The 18187-nt window shown below is 36.8% G+C and carries 17 protein-coding genes; 9 read left to right on the plus strand and 8 right to left on the minus strand.

The genetic code is table 11. The features are described 5' to 3' along the window. Positions 1–6 precede the first annotated feature (6 nt). The 6 genes from SD449_RS09100 (at position 7) to SD449_RS09125 (ending at position 6414) form a co-directional block, all read left to right on the plus strand. Positions 7–780 carry a helix-turn-helix domain-containing protein gene (locus SD449_RS09100; RefSeq protein ID WP_318310113.1) on the plus strand — a complete coding sequence of 258 codons (774 nt, stop codon included), beginning with the start codon at positions 7–9 and terminating at the stop codon, positions 778–780. Positions 781–801: 21 nt separating this feature from the next. Continuing rightward, on the plus strand, positions 802–1737 hold the full coding sequence (locus tag SD449_RS09105; protein ID WP_318310115.1) for an MBL fold metallo-hydrolase: 936 nt from the start codon (positions 802–804) through the stop codon (positions 1735–1737). A gap of 43 nt (positions 1738–1780) precedes the next feature. Next, positions 1781–2299: a GNAT family N-acetyltransferase gene (locus SD449_RS09110; RefSeq protein ID WP_318310116.1), complete on the plus strand. Its 519-nt coding sequence runs from the start codon at positions 1781–1783 to the stop codon at positions 2297–2299. A 430-nt stretch (positions 2300–2729) separates the two neighbouring features. Further along, positions 2730–3584 (plus strand): methylated-DNA--[protein]-cysteine S-methyltransferase, encoded by an 855-nt coding sequence (locus SD449_RS09115; protein WP_318310117.1) that lies wholly within the window; start codon positions 2730–2732, stop codon positions 3582–3584. A 561-nt stretch (positions 3585–4145) separates the two neighbouring features. After that, a complete protein-coding gene (locus SD449_RS09120) occupies positions 4146–4562 on the plus strand; it encodes a hypothetical protein (protein ID WP_318310118.1) in 417 nt (138 codons plus the stop codon). Between the two features lie 556 nt (positions 4563–5118). Continuing rightward, positions 5119–6414, plus strand: coding sequence for a metal-dependent hydrolase family protein (locus SD449_RS09125; protein ID WP_318310120.1), 1296 nt, complete (start codon positions 5119–5121; stop codon positions 6412–6414). Between the two features lie 84 nt (positions 6415–6498). Here SD449_RS09125 and SD449_RS09130 read toward each other — a convergent pair whose 3' ends face one another. From SD449_RS09130 to SD449_RS09165, 8 genes are all read right to left on the minus strand, one after another. Further along, positions 6499–7194: a hypothetical protein gene (locus tag SD449_RS09130; protein ID WP_318310121.1), complete on the minus strand. Its 696-nt coding sequence runs from the start codon at positions 7192–7194 to the stop codon at positions 6499–6501. Between the two features lie 949 nt (positions 7195–8143). Continuing rightward, the gene (bla, locus tag SD449_RS09135) at positions 8144–9043 is read right to left on the minus strand and encodes a class A beta-lactamase, subclass A2 (RefSeq protein ID WP_318310122.1); all 900 of its coding nucleotides are present in this window, start codon (positions 9041–9043) and stop codon (positions 8144–8146) included. Between the two features lie 627 nt (positions 9044–9670). Then, the gene (locus tag SD449_RS09140; protein WP_318310123.1) at positions 9671–10180 is read right to left on the minus strand and encodes a hypothetical protein; all 510 of its coding nucleotides are present in this window, start codon (positions 10178–10180) and stop codon (positions 9671–9673) included. A 150-nt stretch (positions 10181–10330) separates the two neighbouring features. Beyond that, positions 10331–11002, minus strand: a complete 672-nt coding sequence (locus SD449_RS09145; protein WP_318310124.1) for a hypothetical protein — start codon at positions 11000–11002, stop codon at positions 10331–10333. Between the two features lie 98 nt (positions 11003–11100). Continuing rightward, positions 11101–11643, minus strand: a complete 543-nt coding sequence (locus SD449_RS09150; protein WP_318310126.1) for a site-specific integrase — start codon at positions 11641–11643, stop codon at positions 11101–11103. An 894-nt stretch (positions 11644–12537) separates the two neighbouring features. Continuing rightward, positions 12538–13014 (minus strand): META domain-containing protein, encoded by a 477-nt coding sequence (locus tag SD449_RS09155; RefSeq protein WP_318310127.1) that lies wholly within the window; start codon positions 13012–13014, stop codon positions 12538–12540. A gap of 252 nt (positions 13015–13266) precedes the next feature. Further along, positions 13267–13884 carry a Crp/Fnr family transcriptional regulator gene (locus SD449_RS09160; protein ID WP_318310128.1) on the minus strand — a complete coding sequence of 206 codons (618 nt, stop codon included), beginning with the start codon at positions 13882–13884 and terminating at the stop codon, positions 13267–13269. A gap of 58 nt (positions 13885–13942) precedes the next feature. Beyond that, entirely contained in the window at positions 13943–14572 is a 630-nt protein-coding gene (locus SD449_RS09165) for an outer membrane beta-barrel protein (RefSeq protein ID WP_318310129.1), read from the minus strand. A 566-nt stretch (positions 14573–15138) separates the two neighbouring features. Here SD449_RS09165 and SD449_RS09170 point away from each other — a divergent pair. From SD449_RS09170 to SD449_RS19185, 3 genes are read left to right on the plus strand one after another with little or no spacing between them, the layout of a single operon-like run. Next, on the plus strand, positions 15139–15807 hold the full coding sequence (locus SD449_RS09170) for a hypothetical protein (RefSeq protein WP_318310130.1): 669 nt from the start codon (positions 15139–15141) through the stop codon (positions 15805–15807). Positions 15808–15822: 15 nt separating this feature from the next. Next, positions 15823–16746: an ABC transporter ATP-binding protein gene (locus SD449_RS09175; protein WP_318310132.1), complete on the plus strand. Its 924-nt coding sequence runs from the start codon at positions 15823–15825 to the stop codon at positions 16744–16746. Between the two features lie 2 nt (positions 16747–16748). Next, the gene (locus SD449_RS19185; protein WP_404828034.1) at positions 16749–17531 is read left to right on the plus strand and encodes an ABC transporter permease; all 783 of its coding nucleotides are present in this window, start codon (positions 16749–16751) and stop codon (positions 17529–17531) included. Positions 17532–18187 lie beyond the last annotated feature (656 nt).

Raw genomic sequence — 18187 nt, forward strand, 5'->3', positions numbered from 1 at the left:
GACACTATGAATCATTTTATATTATGGAAGGATATGCGTCTTTTCCATGGAAGCCATCCGCGTTCGGTGGTCGAACACAGCCATCCAATGATACAATTGGTCATTGCGGTCGAGGGCTTGTTTAGGTCAAAGGACAAAAACGAAAAAAGGGTATCACAAAAAGGATTGCTCATAGCACCAAATCAAATCCATGAGTGCGATGCCAACCAAGTGGGACTATTAAGCCTGGAAATCGATCCGCACTCCAATTTGGGTGAATGGATAAATGGCAATCAGTTAAAGAATAAAAATGTCATTGAATATCCCTCAGAACATTTCCCAAACCTTGACATAGAAAAAATCCTAGAATATATCGGCATTGAAGATTGGACTGAAATTCGGCAAATCATTTACAAGGCTTTTGATTTTAAAGGTATCATCGAAAAGAAAACTATAGAGCCGCGGATTCAAGAAGTCGTGGCTTTTATCAAAGGAAACATCAAACAAGATATAAGCACACAACAACTGATGGATGTGGCCCACTTGAGTGAAAGTCGATTACTTCATCTATTCAAAGAAATTCAGGGTTTACCGATTCGAAACTACATCCTATGGTCTAGGTTGGAGATTGTATTGGGTTTGATTGTGAAAGGCCAATCACTTACAGTAGCGGCCCATGAAGCTGGATTTAGCGACCAAGCACATTTAACGCGAACGTTCACAAAAATGATAGGTGTTCCACCTTCTCTAATAGCTAAGAATAGCAAATTCATTCAAGTTTCCTTTCCGGAGTCAATCTAGCTTTGTACAAATGACAAAGTTGTGAGTAAAACCAAAAAAATATGGATAGTCATATTGGTGTCCTTGATAGTGATTGCTTCAAGTGCAACGTTTATTTTGAGTACGTCGACGAACGTGATAAGAACTTCCTATCAACTTCCAAACACCGAAATAGATAAAAAACCTTGGAAGGAAATCATGTATTCGAATACATTGATCGATGAATTTAAAGTATTGAACACCGGCTCCGTGAAAGTTCCGTTGGAAGGTATGTTGAATACGGGGAAATTAAGGGATAATCATAAATTAAAAGACTATTTATGGGTAGATGTATTCGCTTTCCTGTTCCATCATCAGGAAAAGGGATGGTTTATGATTGATTCAGGATTGGATAGTACTTTTCAAGGTAATGGAAATATAAATGGCTTGTTGGCTGATAACTATATCATAGCATCAAAACAAAGGAAAGGTCAAAATATAGCCTCCCAATTACGACGTGAAGGAAAAAAGGTCAATGGAATATTTTTCACCCATCTACATGGAGATCATACGGCTGGCTTGCCCGAACTTGATCCCTCAATTCCGAAATATGTGGGAAAGGGCGAAAAGACTTTGGATATTCCGCTACTATACCGTTCCAACCACTTTACCAATGGGTCCAAACTGATGGAATTGGACTGGTCAAAAGGGGTTACGAAACCTCCGTTTAAAAAAGTAATGGATATTTTTGGGGATGGGTCATTGTTGGGCATCCATACACCCGGCCATTCCAAAGGTCATATGTCCTATCTGCTGATGTCACCCAATGGGCCTGTACTATTAACGGGCGATGTCAGCCACACCAGATATGGGTTTGAAAATAATATTGAGCCAGGTTGGGTCGACAACCGAACAGCTGCCGAAAACAGTTTAAATCAAGTTGTCAAATTTCATCAGATGTTCCCCAAAGTGCACATCATTTATGGGCACGAACGATGAACTATTTGATCAGGTGTGTTTGAATGATAAATACTTGGAACCAATGGAGATAATTTTAAAAACAGAGCGGTTGGAAGTTAGGCCAATACATATTATGGATGCAGGCTTCATTTACCAGTTGGTAAATACCGAAGAATGGAAAAAATTCATTGGCGAACGAAACATCAATAATCTATTGGATGCCATGGATTTCATTACAAGTATTTGTAATGACCCCAATCGTTCATACCATGTTTTTGAAATAAATAAATCCCGAGTGCCCATTGGTATCATCACTTTTCTGAAAAGGGAGGACGAAAAGTACCCAGACTTTGGTTTTGCCATGCTGCCGGAATTTCAAAAAAAGGGTTATGCGATTGAGGCCTGTGAGTCCTTTCTAGAAAAAATTAAGACTTTACACCAATACAAAAACATCATTGCCATTGTGAAACCTGCTAATGAGCGGTCAATTCATCTTTTGAACAAACTAGGTTTTTCCTTTATAAGTAACCATAATAAAAACGGAGAGTTGCTCGCATATTATAGATTAAAGGAAATAAGTGAAAACAATGAAAGTAATTAATTTCAAGGAGAAATTAAGTCTAATCAACAATTACCCTGGCCAGAACATTAAGATGATATGTTTTGAGTAATTGAAGATAAAATTACATTAGTTCTAGACAGAAAACACGAAAATGGAAATTTGAGAAATGAATTTACCAAAAATAACCTGGCCTCAATTTAATTTGAACAAGTGAAGTTTTCGAAGGATAAATCCAGGAAAGAGGATGAAGGGCCTCTTCAAATCCAGTGCTGTTTGAGAAAACAAGTGGTCTTCGTAGAAATTAAAAAACGGATGTCAAACCGTATCAGATATTGTCCTTTTAAATACAAACGTTTTATGCCATTGTTCTTGATCTGCCAAACGTATAATCCTTATGCTTGGAATTCCGCAAGAAACGGTTGGTCAATGTCGGTTGCTATCCATAGTTTTAAAGTAAAGTAAGTTCCAAATGGAAGACAAAAAGCATATGGATTTCAAACGGATCGAACTAGCGATTGGCTATATCCGTGCACATTTTAAAGAGCAACCTAATTTGGATGAGGTTGCTGATCACGTCCATTTAAGTTCATTTCACTTTCAACGGATATTCAAAGAATGGGCAGGAATCAGCCCCAAAAAGTTTCTTCAATTTTTGAATATCTCCTATGCCAAAAAAATTCTAAGGGAAAGTGAAGTGTCCATTGCACAGGTGGCATATGAAACAGGACTATCCAGCACTGGTAGGTTATATGATCTTTTTATCAACATTGAAGGGATGACTCCGGGAGAATATAAAAATGGTGGAGAACACCTTCTGATAAATTATAGTTTTGCCGCAACACTCTTTGGTGAAGTATTGATAGCGTCCACTAAAAAAGGAGTGTGTCATTTATCATTTGTCCAGTCCAAAATTTTGGATTTCAACCGATTAAAACAAGAGTATCCCAAAGCTACATTCAGGGAAAATCACAATAAGGTCCAAGAAAATGCGCTATTGATATTTTCACTCGACTGGGGCAAGTTAAGTGAGGTTAAGTTGCATTTAAAAGGCACACCATTTCAATTAAAAGTATGGGAAACGCTCATAAAAATTCCGGAAGGCAGTCTTTTATCGTATGGTCGTGTTGCTTCCATGATCGGTGAACCTAAAGCCTCAAAGGCTGTGGGCTCAGCGATTGGAAGTAACCCTATTGCGTTCTTAATACCGTGTCATAGGGTAATCAAATCAACAGGTGAATTCGGTGAGTACAAATGGGGAAGTCCTAAAAAAACGGCCTTAATCGGTTGGGAAGCGGCGCAAAATAATTATTGGAGCAAAACGTAATTGTCATGAGGGAAACAATGGGTGATTTCTGAGGTGACGCAACGTATCGAGCCAAGAGACATTTGGACACTTGTTTGGCATTTTATATAAGGTCATCGATCAAGGTTCAAAGTCTGATGGATGAGCGATCATCTAAATATCAGCATCCATAATAAGTAGATTAATATAGGAAGAAATACTTAAACCCATAAAAATAAAAAATGAAGATAAACTTATATCAAACAGATGCTTCTACCGATAAGTTGTTCGGAGGGAATCCAGCCGCTGTCTAACGGTTAAATTATTGGCTTGACAATGAAATTTTTCAAAGAATTGGTATAGAAAACATTCGTGAAGAAATTACCATTTTTGTTCCAATGTCAAAAAACCGTTTTCATTTGAGGTGGTTTACCTTGAATTTGAAATGGACTTATGCGGCCATACAACCTTAGCATCTGCATTCGTGATTATGGTGCAGTTATGCGCAAGTTGAGGAACGAAATCAGATTAATAAATGTAGTGTTGTACTTAATAATCAGTTCTTACATGTCCACTTGTAAACCGAATGATGTAAAAATTAAAATGGAACAAGAAAAACAAATTATTCAAATTTGCACCGAATTTGCAAAAAAGGCAGACGAATTGGAAACAAAGGGATTTGTTGATTTTGATTATAAAGAAAATGGGTTCAAAGAAGATTTCAACAAGCTATTTGACCAATATTGTTACGGGAAACAGAACCGAACGCTTTCTGGGTTGAATTTTGGACAACCGCCGCGATATTCAAACGTTACTTTGGCTAAAAGACATCTTATTGAAAAAAAATCAAAAACCCGATATCAAGTAACTTTTGAAAAGGAACCAAAAATAGGCAGTATTCGATTTATTCTTGACAAGAAAAATGGGAGTTGGAAAATAATTCGATTCGAAACATACATTGGAGTTGCAAGTCACGGAAAGACTAAAGGTGAAGAAATTTGGAGAAAACAAAAATTATAAAACCTACGTACAACAAAAATGGCTATAAGCAATTACATTACTTCCTGTCACCAGACAGGTTCTCGCCAACCCTTCAGCTGGCCCTGGACATTGCTTCTGATAATCCTCGCGGATATACAGTTTGGTATCTGCTAGCAAAGTTTAGTGCTAACCACACAACGACTCATGGATACTGTGTCAAATAACATGTCTTAAATGAGGAGATATTTGTAAGTGGGGCATTTGGTTAAATCGGAAGGTTTGAGTATCATCGAAGAATCAATGTCACCAAAGGCACAAGAAAAAAACACCATTATAATATTGCCCAATAGTTTTTTTTGGAATTTAATGGAGAGGTCAACTTTTGAAATCGAAAATGAAATCACAGTGATAGCAAACAGAAGCGGAATTCACGTACCACCGAAAACAAAACACTGGATTAAGAAAGACCAAGTTAAGGTTTAGGAATTTATCTTTATCTGGGAACCTCCAAGCCATTGCCACAGGTTTGACGAAAAAAAACACTGGACTAAAATAGGCCCTGTCCATTGCTCTAATTGTAGTAAATATAAAATGTATGTGTAAATATTATTGTACTTGTTTATTGTTGTTTTTTGCATCGGTCCTTTATGGTCAGCAGTCAAAAACCTATATCAAAGCTGGTGTTTTTTATGATAGCGAACAAAACAAACTGCTTCAGAATAAATTGATTGTCGTGGAAAATGGTAGTATCACCGATGTCTTGGACGCCAGCGAGACAAAGATAGCGGAACACCACTGGATAGATCTTTCAGACCACACTGTTTTGCCCGGATTGATAGATGCCCATACCCATGTGCTTTTCTCCCAAGCAGCAGATGTGGATTTTACAGAACATTCCATGGCCATGCTGACCACGGAAAATGATGCCCTGAGAGTACTTCGAGGGTCCAAGAGGGCCAAATCATATCTCGATGTGGGAATAACCAGCATCAAGGATTTGGGTAATTCCGGGCTATATTTGGACGTGGCTCTTAGAGATGCTATCGATGAGGGTACCATCATTGGACCTCGTATTTTTGCATCAGGGCCCATTCTATCCGCTCCCGGTGGTCAGATTTATGGGGTTGTCCCCAAACATCAAGATTTGATTTCGGCAGAGTATCGAATCATCCGAGGTGTGGAGGATGCGAAATTGGCCGTTCAGGAGCACGTGAATCAAGGTGTTGACCTGATTAAAATTTGTTCGGACAATTTACCCAATAAAACCTTGCTTTCCCTGGAGGAGATGCAGGCCATCGTACATACGGCACATCAGTATGGGTTGAAAGTGACCGCGCACTCCGTTACCGATGAATCGGCAAAACAAGCGATTAATGCTGGTGTTGACGGTATTGAACATGGGTTCAATATTTCTGATTCCATATTGACGATGATGGCGGAAAACGATGTTTTTCTTGTACCTACTGAAAATAGTACGGATTATATGGAGCTGTACAATAAACTGGCCGGATATGACCAAGAAGATGACCAGTGGATCGAAGGGTACAGAACAGCAATGACCGATAGATTGCAAAAAGCACTTAAAATTGGTGTTACCATTATTGCTGGGTCGGATAATTACACGCAAATAAACGTGCCTAGAGGTGCTTCATCCAGGGATATGTTGAAAGCCTATTATGAATCGGGTATGGCACCCTTGGATATCCTTAGGGCATCTACCTATCTTTCGGCCCAAAAACTCGGAAAAGAACACGAACTCGGAGTACTCAAGAAAGGTGCTAAAGCCGATATCATTGCAATCAAAGGCGACATTAGGACACAATTTTATGAAAGTATGGAAAACGTGGTGTTTGTCATGAAGGACGGTCAAGTCTTTAAGTCTGTGGAATAATAGAGGCGTTACAGACGATGATTGCCCTTCAATGATTTAGCCCAGGGCATTTAAGGAAGCACTGAAGGCTTGGCCAATGGCTTTTTATCCTGTATTTTTTTTGCTATTGATGCTTGTGGATTTCAACTTTTGGTTCAGGCGTTCGATAGCTTCTTTTTTTTCGATGAGTTCCTTCAGTGTAGCCTCAAAGGTATAGGTGTCGGTCAATTTAGGAAAAGATAGTTTTCCTTTTGAAATGGAGTATTGAATCATGACATTAAAGTAATTGAGGATTAATATCAATTGTTGGATACTATCGCCCTTGACCTTACTGAAGCCAATCCGCTCTGCCGTCCTTTCATTGATGATATAACTGGTCCCTCGGATCACAAGCGAATCCTTCTGTTGGGCCTCATAGGAGGATATCAAATCCAAAAGTCCTTGTACATACTGTTGAAGGATAAAGCGTGTCCGTTGTTTGGCGTTTTTTTTGCCATCGATAACAAAGACATAGTCCAAAAGTGTTCCTCCATGCACTTTTATTACGTCATCCTTGGGGAATTCGGAAATAAAAAGTAACGAATGATACTTGAGCTTCCCACTTTTTTTCAACGAAGGAACATCAAAAAATGGAGCAATAATGGATAGCACAATGGGAATGACTACAATGATAAGAAGGTAGAATCCTGTTAACCAAGAAATCAAAGAGAAAAGCAAAACAACAACTAATGCGGCAGCTCCAATCAATATTTGAATTTGGTTCTGTTCTTTTTTGGTTTTGATATAATATTTATGCTGCAATCCTATTCTGGTTTGTATTAGTGATGAGCGAAAAGCAAAAATAAAATTTAGTGTTTAGAAGGGCAACTGGAATGCCCGATATTACTGGTTATATGACCTCGGTCTATGTGCAAATTTTAGCGTAGCCTTACTTAGAAAGAATGTCAATGAATTTGGGATAATCCAAAAGTTGTTCATTAACCACAAAGGGATTGGTTTTACAGTAAATAAGCGACATATGAATTCGAGGAATGCAATTGTCCTATCAAAGATGCCATGGATGATTCGATACAAAGTGATATGTTTTTCCATTATTAATTGATAGCCATGAGAATGTTGGCCACTTTACGACCTCCATCGAGGAGGGTGATCTTGGGGTCTTCCCCAACATTTTCGATTAACTGTACATGATTTCTGAAATTAATCATGATTGAAAGGGTTTATGCCCAAAGCGGGCGGTTAGAAAATTATTGAACTTTTGATCGACAGAGCGAACCATATCCCTAGTAAAAGCAACATAAGAGCCTCAGGCAACTGATTTACTTTTGGTATCTGGAGCGTCTTCCTTTTTTTTAATGGTTTTGTGCTACTTCTGATAATTGGGATGTTTACGATTTCATGGTTTGTGGTATTTGGTTTACTTCCAGTTTTATGGAATGAAAATCGAAATTTACCATGGTATTGAAGTATAAAAAGAGGACTTCTTGACTCTGGCATCTATTGGAATTAGTTAGGAAAGAATTATTTCAAGAAAAGATTCTACGGTATTTATTACATTTTGTTGGATAAAAAAGGAGGCTTATTCAGTCTTTTCCATAACCTAATTTTTTATCATTTTCAAAGCCGAAATTCACAATCCCAAAAAAAGTTCTTGGTCTCCAAGGCATAGCTTACCTTTAACTTGTTACTAATTATGTAAAGTTTTGGTTTACTTGTTGGCTTTCAATTAGCAATATAACAATACCAAAGACTACTTGTCCATAAAATAATCCCAAGATGCTCTTGAGATATCAGCTATAATTTTTTCATTGGTCTCAAGGCTTTCCGAAGATGAAGTGATAAACACGCTTATGATGTAATAGTTCCCATTTGGAAGAAATACTATTCCAATGTCGTTAACTGCAGCTGTTACTCCCGTTTCTTTGTGTTTCCCAGACCAGCCTGTTTTGTGTGCAGCGGTTATTTCTTTGGGTAATTGCCCTTTTAATCTATTTTTCCCTGTTTTGGTGCTTTTCATTACCTTCCATATAAAATCGTAGCTTACTTTGGACAGAAGTTCATTTTTGTTTTCATAGAATGATACCAATATTTTGTTGGCCTCTTTCGGTGTTGTCCAATTTTGAAATTGTAACTCCCAATTGCTCTGCATGGTCTTTTCATTAATTTTGACTGCAAAATCTTTAAAACCGAGACTGGAAAAATAACTCTCGACGACCTCAGGTCCTCCGAGAAGTTTTAACAACACATCACAGCCAACATTGTCACTCAGAGCAACGGTATATTGTATGATTTCAGCTAACGTAAGAACGGTTCCATTTGGATATTTTTCTTGAATGGGACTCCATAATCCGGGTAGTAGATCATCTTTGTTGATTTCTATTTCTTGGTCAAGCGAAAGGTTTTCCTTATCAATTTCGGATAGGGTTGCCAGTGCAATTGGAAATTTGAACACACTTTGCATTGGAAACTGTACATCGCCATTGATACTTAGGGTATCTGTGGCATTCATTCCGTTAATGGCAACTCCAACAATTGACTTTTTATTCTTAATCAGGTCTTGTATTTCATATTTTAAAGTCTCTATCTCTTGACAATGGACTTCTGTGGTGAATGTTAATAAGATTCCTAGAATTGTATAGATTATTTTCATGTGCTGATTCTGGTAGTAAACAAGTGATTTGTGCCTTGGAATTGATGTGATTTATAGTACTAAAGTCTCTACAGTTGGTATTTTGAAGCATTAGCTTTACACTTCTTGAAATGGCCGATTGAGGCTTATGTTTCAAGGGAGTTTATTATGTACGTCCTTCCACTGGTTTCTCATATACCATAACATTCGGTTCCCATAATTCAATTTTATTACCTTCATTGTCCATGATAGGTATAAACTTTTCATATTCGAAATCTTCAATACATTATCTAAGATTTCGACTTCGTTTTTTCTTAATTTCTCCAAGAGCTTTTCAAGATGTAAAAATGCTATAGTCAATCATAAAGTCTTTTTCTGAGGGTTCAAAGTATTTTGCTTTTATATTGAATGGACTCCATTATGTAAACCCCTTTTAGTTTAAACTCTTTCCAGATATCTTTCAAAATTTGAAAGCGAGTTGTATACACCGTTGTAAATGAGATGATACCTCAACCATACCCATTTTGAATATAATTTTTGAATCCTTCATTTACCTTATCTCATTTATTATTTGTTTTACGTTGTTTAATGAATCTATCGAAAAAGAAATTCTTTAATCTTATTCCATTTAAAAAGAAAAAAAATATTTTACGATTTGGCTCTATTAATAATAAAACGAATTCCTTTTCGGATGAGCATATATTCGACTGCATATATAATTATCAAAACAAGTCCAAATACCACGGGCAATATACCTCCAAATCCATAAGCCATACTGATTATAAAACCCAAATAATACTCTCCTTTATAAATGGGAAAGAACAATGCCACAAGAAATGTTAGGAGTAAAAGATAATTATGAATGTTCCATGGGCTATAGAATAGGCCGGTCATTATTATTCCAAATAAAAACGCGCCTATAAATCCATAGAGCTGAGGTTTTGATACCGGGGACAATTCGTTTTTTTCGTTGAGATTCCTCTTTTGAATATTACTAAGCACAAGCCAACTAACCATTGGAATTGTCAGCAACCCCCACCAATTCGATACTTTCGGAAGATTTTCATTGGCCAGGAGGTGATGTGAAACCACACCGCCACGGAAATACTCCAGTAGAAGAATTGACAATATAAAAAGAATGATTGCTGAAGTGATCAAAACTTTCGTTTTAGTATTTAGGATTATATGCATACTTTTTCTTTACCTATCGCTTGACCAAATCAATGCCTAAAGTGACCTGTGGTTCAATTCAACTGTTTGTAATTCTCTGCCATCGTTTAAGAAAGATAGTGATTAATGGTGTTCCTATCATATTGTTTTAGGCCTTTTTCGAAATTGGACGCGAATCAGCCAGTAAATTAGGGAGACTAAGACCAGCACCACTGGTAAAAAAAGAATAAACGTTCCGCGAATAGCTTTCGGAAATACTTGCGGTTGTCCAAGAAACAACGATGCTGCTGCAATGAAAAATGCAAAACACATTCGCCATAGGTGACGTAAAATACGATGTTTTCCAGAAACACCACCCGAACGTATTACTTTAGCATCGAGTATGGCAGCTAGTAAAGCAATTGAGCCGAAGAAAAAATAGGGGACAGGTGAGGAACTTGATCCTTCATAAAGAACTATTTCACTCCTAAGCACTTTTACGCCAATATAATAGGCGAATACTGTTGTCAGCAGTGCTACAAACATTGCAATTTTTTCAAAAACCCCTGCTTCCCCCTCTTTGTGAACAGCAGTGGTCCAGGATGTTGCGACGAGATAACACGCCAAAACCCCACCGACCACAGAAAGAGGTTTAGATACATAAATAGCTAGTCCTGCTGCAGTTGCCCCCATAATCAACATAGAAACAAAAAAAGCATTACCGGATTTCCGATGGTAGCGGCCTCCTTTTTTGTATATCATTGCGATAGTTCCGGAGAACAGGGCAATGGTTCCTGCGATAATATGAATACTTACAAATACATTTAACATGGTGTCGTTTTTTGATTTTTAATTGAATTGAGCATCGGGTTACTTTGCAGAAGATGAGTAAAATGAGTGCATGATTTGCGTTATGGCAACCGTACTTTTTACGATTTGATTTTATTAAGAATAAACAGAACACCCCTACGAATGAGTTTGTATTCAACAAAGTAAATAAGGATGGAAACTCCCCCGAATAGGATTGGAAGTACACCTCCAAAACCATAAATCATACCCATGACATAACCAAAATAGTATTCGGCTCTATAAATAGGTAAAAACAGTGCTAAAACAAAGCTAGCTATGAGAAGGTGACTATTTAAACCAAGCTTGGCATAAAAGAAGATGGTCGTAATGATACCAAATAAAACTCCGCCAATAAAGCCATAGAATTGCGATTTTGAGATTGGTTTTTGTTTATTGTTTTCACCTTTGTTACGCATTTGTAAATTGGAAAGTGAGAGCCAGCTAAATAGTGGAATAGTTAACAGCCCCAACCAATTTGATATCATAGGTAGGTCTTTGTTGCCCAAAGGATGGTACGAATTAATACCGCCCCGCAAGTATTCCAACAAGAGCATTATTGACATTAACAAAGTGGCAGCAGCTGTCAAAATCAGTTTAGTTCTTAATTTTAAAACAATATTCATAATCTAATTTTTGAGTCTTTTCTGTTTTTATCCTGAGGAATACGAGGCTAGCTTTGTTTATTACTTAAAGTCTTTCACATCATACCTTTGTGATTCTTGCAATATCGAAGTTTATAGAAACCTAAGACTTCACATTTGTTAAGTAATGTCTTTTGTTGTGGCTAATGGTTTTTGAACTGATGACCGATTTGACTGCCTTGGAATTTATAATTGATTTAAACTATAAGCCTGATATTATCTTAAATGGAAATAAGTTTTATAAGAGGTGTTTTCCGTATTTACATGTGTCGCTTTGGAAAAGTCAAATTCAGAAGGTGATTCAAAAAATGAATACCTATTCAAGAAGTTTTACTGTATTTGAATGATATGTTGAGAAGGTGCCTTAATTTCCCTTTCATGAAACATCTTAGATTCCGGTTAATTCATTAAACCCAAATGAAAATGACTTAGTTATATTATCTTATTTGAACTGGAAGGAACACGGTCTTTTTTGAATTTATGGATTTGGGAGATGACGAGGGTATCGTATTTTGAGGGTAGTTTTTCCATCCAGAACTGTTTATGATGAAGCAAACAAAAAAGTTCCCATTGATTCGAGAATGGCGGAATTGATCATTTCCCTAGTCGAGCCTAAAAGATTGGTTTTTGAGGCAAAAATGATGGTGTATGGAGGATTTCAATCACCAATTCAATCGAATTCAAACAATGCTGGATAGGCCTCATTTCATAATTTCAAACAGAAAAACACGATTGGACAACATAATCGTAACAAACTGAACATTTGTAAGCTATATAGCCCATTCTTTATCAGTAAACATTATAAAACAGGGGTCCCAATTAAGAAACCCCTGTCCACAAAATGACCACCTAATGCGTGGTCGGTACAAGGACCTTCTAGTCTTTTACTTTCGTAAACAAAAGAATGTTTCCATCGTTTGACAACATCAGGTTTTCATTCGAAAGGTAGTATTCCATGCTATTGAAAAGCATCTCAAGATAGACCGCTTCAAATTGGTTCCAACTCGATTCTGGACATAATGCTTCGGTTGCATATAATTGAACAAAATCAATGGTATTATTGTCCAACTTTAAAAGTTCGCCTCCATATTGGTTGCAACTGGCATTTCCACCTAGAAAAAACTTTAATTCTTCGTTGAGGTCCGATTCAAATTCCAATGTAACCGTTGTCGGGGGCGGTATGGTTTCATCCCTGTTTTGGGAGTCAATTGAAACCAATTCCCATTTCCCACGTATGGATTCGAAAGCATTGGAACTGACATTCAGGTTGGTGGCAGATATGACCGATTCATTGTCGTCATTGCAGGAAATAATTAGCATAAGTGAAACCAATAATGTGATAAAATTTTTCATGGCAAAATAGTTAGTAAATAATGATTGTCTTCAATAATCTCAATGAAGTCAAGAGGCTGAGGTGACATATACTTCAACTTAAGTTTATCATACATGTTTTGCATGGATAATTTGCATCAAATTTTTGTTCAGAGGCGAATTGGCTCGACTTAACTAATAGGAACAACACACCTCAGTTTGAATGTTAATTGGTTTGATGAAAGTCGCGATTTATTGGGTTATTCGAGTTCACAATTGTGAAAAAAATAGGTTTTACAATTCTTGTCGAATACGGCTTAAACTGCCCGCATTTAGCCCTAAATAGGAAGCGATGTAGTTTAATGGCACGTTTTGAACAATCGCGGGATGTGTGCGCATGAGTTTCAGGTAACGCTCTTTTCCCGTTAGTGTGGTCAGGTCAATTGTTCTTTGTTTGATTGCTTGCAAATGATATCGAAGTACCTTCTCAGTATATTCTTGTGAAGTGATACCTATATTGGATGCCTTATCTACACCTTCTCTACTGACCCGCAATAGCTCGCAATCAGTAATGCAATGTAAGTTTTCGTTGGATATGGTTTGGTTTATAAAATGATAGTACGAGGTGAAAAAACGTGGACCATTGTTTATGTCAGTTGTTATTTGTTTCCCCTCTTCATTGTGATGAAACATCCGCATGTGTCCAGAAACAATAAAGTTGTGATGTTTGTGTAAGGTTCCTTCTTTTTCTAGGATAGTGCCTTTTTCTACAAAAACTGGTGTAAATAGCCTGCGACAAGTCTCCTGGTCTCTTTCAGGGATCGCTACCAATTGACGTACATATTCAAAGAATATTTCAAACAAGTATGACACTTTGGATGGATTATGAATGATTTTGTGATTAGTTATCATGGCATTCGGTTTTCAATCGAGCTCAATTCCATTAACGAGATTTCAATTGGTTTGGATTTTATTTTTTTGAAAGTTGAATACTATAGGTGATTTGCAATGTGATAAGGGAGAAGCTTACGGGTTCAAATATTTTTCTTCTATCATCATTTAGGTCAACTATTTCAAAACCGGATATTTTTTGTTTGGGATACCATCTAAAAGAAATGATGAAGTCATTCAATCCAAATCCTAACTCTGGAGCAACTGTAAATTTGGATAGGGAAAGTCTTTCGGTGTCATTCACATTTATTTCCCGTTTGAAGTTTTGTATACCCATTGCAATACCAAACAAGAAGGCAGTGTCGGAATTTTTGTTGTCTAAAAAGTATCTGGTGTGCACCATCCATAGATTGGAGTTGGTTTGATTAAATTCAAAAATATCCGTATTGCCTTCACTTATGGTAGGTAAGTCCTCGGACCAAAAATTCCCGGTTCCGTATGTTTCATATCCTGCGCCGACAGACCAGTTCTTCGCAAAGTCGTATGACAGGCCCAAGCGAATCCCAAAACCACCTCTTCTGTCATCCCAGTTGGAGGGAATTTTAACACCCAGACCTATGCCAGGTTCCAAATTCCATTCTTGGGCCGAAATCGTATAATTGTCAATACAAATAGCAAGGATTGAAATAAATAGGTATTTGGCTTTCATTTTCTTAAACATTTCTGAAAAACAGGTGGAATTTAAATATTAGAATGTCAAGGTTTTAAAAAATTCACTTCTTTTTAACAAGTATTTGAGCATATTTTATTTTGTCAATCAATTACAGATGAGAGATTCCTTTGGTAAACTTTTATTTCCTTACGGTTTATCCATGCCAAACCTGATTACCTAAACCATTTATGACGTCTTTAGTACCACCTTTCAGGTCCACTTCACCTGTAACAAATTCATCGGCTATTCGTCCACCTATAAACATACTGCCTAATCTGGATAGCAACAAGTATAGGATTGAGCTTTCGCTTAGGGCATCAGGTCTGCAGTAATAGCTAACTAATTTATGGAACAACAAAATTGTATAAAACGGCTCAAATTTTAACTGTTGATACTATACTCAGTACAATAATGGTATTCTGTTCTCTTTTATTCAATTAACTGAAACCAACAGTAGACCAACTTATAGTGCAGATTATCCTCTTGATAGTTTGACCAGAATTGCGATTTGTTAAACAAATAAAAGCAGCTAATTAAAACTTTTTAACCTAAATAATTCAATCATGGACACTTTTTTGGTAAGGACGTTATTCTGGGCACGAAACAAAGGCCTGCTTGTACGTTTTACATTGGGCGTAAGAATATTATTGGCGATTGCTTTCATTCCTACAGGAGCAGTTAAATTGTTGGGAAGAAGGTTCACAACGGGTATTCCAGAAGAAGATTCGCCTCTTATTCTTTTCGAATCACTTTATCAATCAGGGATTTACTGGCAATTCATTGGTTTTGTACAGCTTTTTGCCGGGCTACTTATCCTATTCTATCGAACTTCAGCGCTGGGTGCGATTTTATTCTTGGCCATCGCTTCAAATATTCTTTTGATTACCATTTCATATGATTTTGGATTGACCGTTGTGATAGCCAGTGGTATTGTCTTGGCCAGTCTATGGTTGGTCTTTTGGCATTGGGATAGGCTACGTTATTTGTTTCTTTACGATTTAGCTTCAAAACCAATCGTTTTAAACAAACCGGTCATAAAGAGTATGTTCGAAAGAGCGATTTATGTTGTTGGTTTAGTGTGCGGGCTTATTCTGTTTTCCATGCTAAGGGGATTAAAATTGCCCGGATTCGCTGTCTATGTTGCTCTTGTAGGAAGCATCATTTCTTTTTTATTGGCTTTGATTCTTGGAATAAAAAATCGAAACCATGGTCTGAATTCAACTCATCCGTGATAAAAATATAATTAGATGAAAACCAACGTATTGGAGACCAAAAACGTGAACTTCACCTATAAAGGAAGCTCTGATGGTATCAGTGACCTAAATATAGCTGTACCTCAAGGTTCAATTTATGGGTTTCTTGGACCTAATGGTTCGGGTAAAACCACCACGATCAGGCTTATTTTAGGTTTGATACGTTCTAAATCAGGCACCATTTCCTTTTTTAACAACGTTTTTAAAGAAAATAGAATTTCTTCATTGCGACGCATTGGTGCCCTTATTGAGAATCCCTCGTTGTACACTCATCTCAGCGCCTATGAAAATCTGCAAATTATTTTAAGGTACAGAGGTAAGTCAACGGAAAAGGACCGAATTGTTGAGATTTTACGAATGGTCGGGTTGGAAGAGGCAGCCTTCAATCAAGTAAAAACGTACTCTTTGGGGATGAAACAACGGTTAGGAATAGCAATTGCATTATTGGACGAACCAAAATTACTGATATTGGACGAGCCAACCAATGGACTCGATCCCAAGGGGATTGTTGATATCCGTAAACTAATCATTGATTTGAATAAAAATAAGGGGATAACCATTTTTATTTCCAGCCATTTGTTGACTGAAATTGAAAAAACCTGTACTCATGTAGGAATCATATCGAAGAATGGAGAAATGCTATTTCAAGGCCCCTTGGATAGTTTAAGAAAGAAACGTGATGAGCAATACCAAATCGATATCGAAACCGGTCAAAACCTGAAGACGATTGCGTTGTTGGAAGCCATACAATATGCCCCAAAAGTTAAAGATGCTGACACCGTTTCGGTTATGGTAAAAAGCAAAAGTGATATTTCAGGAATCATTGACTGTCTGCGCAAAAGCAACATTCCGATATACCAACTTGTAAATCAAAACTCCATGGAATCTTTGTTCCTTCAATTAACAGATAAAAAATGAAAATGCTCCAATCATATTGCCAAAGCATCATCAATGAACTGATCAAGTTAAAAAACTCATACTTGCTGACCATCATGGTTTTAAGCTCTGTATTTATCCCTGCCATTTATTTTGTGCATTATATTGTCGATCATAAACGTTTATTGCCGGACATAACTGGAAATCATTGGGACAAGTTTTTTTTGGGGCAATTAACAATGACCCCAACATTGATCACTTTTTTTGTTGTATTGATTGCAACCTTTACCGTTCAGATAGAGCATCGGTCGGAGGGATTTAAGCAATTGTTTAGCCTGCCAATCCCAAAATCCATGGTTTATAATGGGAAGCTATTCATCTCCGCTCTTGTGATATTTATAACGTATCTATTCTTTTTGGTCTTTGTCCTCTTGTCTGGTTATGCCATCTCATTGGTATTTCCTGATTATGGGTTCTTATCCTACAGGCCAAATTTGATTTTTATGATAAAGGTTCTCTTCAGTTCTTACTTGACTACTTTGGGCATACTTGCGATTCAATATTTTATAAGTTATAAAACCAAAAATTTTATCGTTCCTATAGGGATTGGAATTGTGATGATAATTCTTGGGTTGATATTGTTCAGAAGTCCCAGATTCGCGCCTTTTATGCCCTATGCCTACAACATTTCAAATTTCGTTAATTTAGATTTAAAGAATCCATCCTTAATAAGCTGGTTCACAAATTATAGTGTATACAGTATTGTCGTTTTTATTGGAATTTCAATATTTGGCAGCAGAAACATTACAAAAAGTAATGTCATATAAAGTCAACGGATAAAATCTGGTAATTAAAGCATTTTTAAAAATTTTTGACTGCAACAGGATGGATTAAAATCCAACACGTTTATGGTGCAATATGATATGTAGTTTAGGAAACCTTTCTAAGTATGGCTGATAGCAGACGAGAATATTTCAGTGAAGCTGGATGTTAATCGGTAGGAAGGGGTATTGTAATTAAAATCCCGTCCTTATGAGACTCAGTTTTTTTGCGAAATGTACTTTATCAATCTATTATAACAAATAAGTGCCATTATTTTTCAAGAATTGAAATTCATTTGAAGAATTTGATCTTAGAGAATTTTTGCAGCCTCTCCAGATTGGGTGGATAAACCCCGTCATATTAAAAAGTTCATTGCCAAAAATAGTTATGATTTTAGGTTTGTTTATGCTGGCGATCTTGAACGTTGATTAAAATTGGGGTCGATATCGTATAAGTTTAGCATTTACAAAAAGGGAAAACTTGTTCAAATGGACTCTGTAAGGAAAGAAGGGATTTTAAAAGGACTAATGTAAAGTCTCAAAAAGGATAGAAATATTGGTGACTAAACCTTATGTATTTATCTAACTAAAGATAGTTGACAGGGCTTGGATGCTCAAATGTACTAATGGAGAGTTGATATTCAATATAAGTCCCTAAAGGA

The sequence above is a fragment of the Flagellimonas crocea genome, from assembly GCF_033441595.1.
Lineage (GTDB): Bacteria > Bacteroidota > Bacteroidia > Flavobacteriales > Flavobacteriaceae > Flagellimonas > Flagellimonas crocea.

What these genes read in the sequence shown, in the direction of transcription:
- SD449_RS09100 (WP_318310113.1), top strand. Translation starts at nt 7, where the DNA reads ATGAATCATTTTATATTATGGAAGGATATGCGTCTTTTCCATGGAAGC.
- SD449_RS09110 (WP_318310116.1), top strand. Translation starts at nt 1,781, where the DNA reads ATGGAGATAATTTTAAAAACAGAGCGGTTGGAAGTTAGGCCAATACAT.
- SD449_RS09115 (WP_318310117.1), top strand. Translation starts at nt 2,730, where the DNA reads ATGGAAGACAAAAAGCATATGGATTTCAAACGGATCGAACTAGCGATT.
- SD449_RS09120 (WP_318310118.1), top strand. Translation starts at nt 4,146, where the DNA reads ATGGAACAAGAAAAACAAATTATTCAAATTTGCACCGAATTTGCAAAA.
- SD449_RS09125 (WP_318310120.1), top strand. Translation starts at nt 5,119, where the DNA reads ATGTGTAAATATTATTGTACTTGTTTATTGTTGTTTTTTGCATCGGTC.
- bla (WP_318310122.1), bottom strand. Translation starts at nt 9,043, where the DNA reads ATGAAAATAATCTATACAATTCTAGGAATCTTATTAACATTCACCACA.
- SD449_RS09145 (WP_318310124.1), bottom strand. Translation starts at nt 11,002, where the DNA reads ATGTTAAATGTATTTGTAAGTATTCATATTATCGCAGGAACCATTGCC.
- SD449_RS09150 (WP_318310126.1), bottom strand. Translation starts at nt 11,643, where the DNA reads ATGAATATTGTTTTAAAATTAAGAACTAAACTGATTTTGACAGCTGCT.
- SD449_RS09155 (WP_318310127.1), bottom strand. Translation starts at nt 13,014, where the DNA reads ATGAAAAATTTTATCACATTATTGGTTTCACTTATGCTAATTATTTCC.
- SD449_RS09160 (WP_318310128.1), bottom strand. Translation starts at nt 13,884, where the DNA reads ATGATAACTAATCACAAAATCATTCATAATCCATCCAAAGTGTCATAC.
- SD449_RS09165 (WP_318310129.1), bottom strand. Translation starts at nt 14,572, where the DNA reads ATGAAAGCCAAATACCTATTTATTTCAATCCTTGCTATTTGTATTGAC.
- SD449_RS09170 (WP_318310130.1), top strand. Translation starts at nt 15,139, where the DNA reads ATGGACACTTTTTTGGTAAGGACGTTATTCTGGGCACGAAACAAAGGC.
- SD449_RS09175 (WP_318310132.1), top strand. Translation starts at nt 15,823, where the DNA reads ATGAAAACCAACGTATTGGAGACCAAAAACGTGAACTTCACCTATAAA.
- SD449_RS19185 (WP_404828034.1), top strand. Translation starts at nt 16,749, where the DNA reads ATGCTCCAATCATATTGCCAAAGCATCATCAATGAACTGATCAAGTTA.